The sequence below is a fragment of the Streptomyces sp. NPDC024632 genome (assembly GCF_055559175.1).
The window spans coordinates 2,096-5,126 of sequence record NZ_JBVHLD010000039.1; the positions used below are offsets into that span (position 1 = coordinate 2,096).

The 3,031-nt window shown below is 53.3% G+C and carries 1 rRNA gene; it reads left to right on the plus strand.

What is annotated here, in order from left to right:
- Nucleotides 1-148: 148 nt before the first annotated feature.
- A 23S ribosomal RNA gene (locus tag ACZ37P_RS38360) occupies nucleotides 149-3,026 on the plus strand.
- The last annotated feature ends 5 nt before the right edge of the window (nucleotides 3,027-3,031 follow it).

Below are 3,031 nucleotides of genomic sequence, written 5' to 3' on the forward strand. Positions count from 1 at the left end.
CGTAGCGAGCGTTTGAGATGTTCTATCAGACGTGTCGTGAGGCTAAGGCGAGAGACATAAGTCTCTTTATTGATTGAGTCGTTATATTCGTATCCGGGCTTTGTACCCCCGGGTCACATGTATAACCCAAGGCAACTTGCGGTTATATGGTCAAGCGAATAAGCGCACACGGTGGATGCCTTGGCGGTCAGAGGCGATGAAGGACGTGGCAGCCTGCGAAAAGTATCGGGGAGCTGGCAACAAGCTTTGATCCGGTAATGTCCGAATGGGGAAACCCACCCGCTTGCGGGTATCCTGCAGTGAATACATAGCTGCTGGAAGCGAACCTGGTGAACTGAAATATCTAAGTAACCAGAGGAAAAGAAATCAACCGAGATTCCGTAAGTAGCGACGAGCGAACGCGGACTAGCCCTTAAGCTGATTTGGTTCTAGGAAAACGCTCTGGAAAGAGCGGCCATAGAAGGTGATAGCCCTGTATCTGAAAGGGCCATTTCAGTGAAGACGAGTAGGGCGGGGCACGTGAAACCCTGTCTGAACATGGGGGGACCATCCTCCAAGGCTAAATACTACTGACCGACCGATAGTGAACCAGTACCGTGAGGGAAAGGCGAAAAGAACCCCGGAGAGGGGAGTGAAATAGAACCTGAAACCGTGTGCGTACAAGCAGTAGGAGCTCCGCAAGGAGTGACTGCGTACCTTTTGTATAATGGGTCAGCGACTTACTGTTCGTGGCAAGCTTAACCGTATAGGGGAGGCGAAGGGAAACCGAGTCTGATAAGGGCGCATAGTCGCGGGCAGTAGACCCGAAACCGGGTGATCTAGTCATGCCCAGGGTGAAGGTGCGGTAACACGCACTGGAGGCCCGAACCCACTCCCGTTGCAAAGGTAGGGGATGAGGTGTGATTAGGAGTGAAAAGCTAATCGAACCCGGAGATAGCTGGTTCTCCTCGAAAGCTATTTAGGTAGCGCCTCATATGTATCCTCTCGGGGGTAGAGCACTGTTATGGCTAGGGGGTCATCGCGACTTACCAAACCATTGCAAACTCCGAATACCGAGACGGACTGTATGGGAGACACACGGCGGGTGCTAACGTCCGTCGTGAAAAGGGAAACAACCCAGACCCACAGCTAAGGTCCCAAATTCACTGCTAAGTGGAAAACCATGTGGAAAGGCACAGACAGCCAGGAGGTTGGCTTAGAAGCAGCCACCCTTTAAAGAAAGCGTAATAGCTCACTGGTCGAGTCGGTCTGCGGGGAAGATTTAACGGGGCTAAGCAGTGAACCGAAGCTTGGGGTGCATACTTTGTATGCGCGGTAGAGGAGCGTTCCGTAAGCCGTTGAAGGTGGATTGAGAAGTCTGCTGGAGGTATCGGAAGTGCGAATGCTGACATGAGTAACGATAATGCGGGTGAAAAACCCGCACGCCGAAAGCCCAAGGTTTCCTTGCGCAACGTTAATCGGCGCAGGGTGAGTCGGCCCCTAAGGCGAGGACGAAAGTCGTAGTCGATGGGAAGCAGGTTAATATTCCTGCACCTCGCGTAAGTGCGATGGAGGGACGGAGAAGGTTAGGTGTACCAGGCGTTGGTTGTCCTGGGGAAAGGCGGTAGGTTTGGATCTTTGGCAAATCCGGGATCCTTTAAGACCGAGCACCGAGACGAGCCTTTATGGCGAAGTCACTGATACCACGCTTCCAGGAAAAGCTCCTAAGCTTCAGCTTACGCAGACCGTACCGTAAACCGACACAGGTGGGTAGGATGAGAATTCTCAGGCGCTTGAGAGAACTCGGGTGAAGGAACTAGGCAACATGGCACCGTAACTTCGGGAGAAGGTGCACCCTTTTTGGTGGCTCGTGCGAGCTATAGCTGAAGAGGGTCGCAGTAACCAGGCCGCTGCGACTGTTTATCAAAAACACAGCACTCTGCAAACACGAAAGTGGACGTATAGGGTGTGACGCCTGCCCGGTGCTGGAAGGTTAATTGATGGGGTCAGCCGCAAGGCGAAGCTCTTGATCGAAGCCCCAGTAAACGGCGGCCGTAACTATAACGGTCCTAAGGTAGCGAAATTCCTTGTCGGGTAAGTTCCGACCTGCACGAATGGCGTAACGACAGCGGCGCTGTCTCCACCCGAGACTCAGTGAAATTGAAATCGCTGTGAAGATGCAGCGTTCCCGTGGCAAGACGGAAAGACCCCGTGAACCTTTACTATAGCTTTACACTGAACGTTGAGTTCGTCTGTGTAGGATAGGTGGGAGGCTATGAAACTGTGGCGCTAGCTGCAGTGGAGCCATCCTTGAAATACCACCCTGTCGTGCTTGACGTTCTAACCTGGGCCCATTATCTGGGTCGGGGACCGTGTATGGTGGGTAGTTTGACTGGGGCGGTCTCCTCCTAAAGAGTAACGGAGGAGCTCGAAGGTACGCTCAGCGCGGTCGGACATCGCGCACTGTGTGCAAAGGCATAAGCGTGCTTGACTGCAAGATCGACGGATCAAGCAGGTAGGAAACTAGGACTTAGTGATCCGGTGGTTCTGTATGGAAGGGCCATCGCTCAACGGATAAAAGGTACTCCGGGGATAACAGGCTGATACCGCCCAAGAGTTCATATCGACGGCGGTGTTTGGCACCTCGATGTCGGCTCATCACATCCTGGGGCTGTAGTCGGTCCCAAGGGTATGGCTGTTCGCCATTTAAAGTGGTACGCGAGCTGGGTTCAGAACGTCGTGAGACAGTTCGGTCCCTATCTGCCATGGGCGTTGGAGATTTGAGAGGGGCTGCTCCTAGTACGAGAGGACCGGAGTGGACGAACCTCTGGTGTTCCGGTTGTCACGCCAGTGGCATTGCCGGGTAGCTATGTTCGGAAGCGATAACCGCTGAAAGCATCTAAGCGGGAAGCGCGCCTCAAGATGAGATCTCCCGGGGCACAAGCCCCCTGAAGGAACCATGTAGACTACGTGGTCGATAGGTCAGGTGTGTAAGTACAGCAATGTATTGAGCTAACTGATACTAATGATCCGAGAGGCTTGACCATATAAC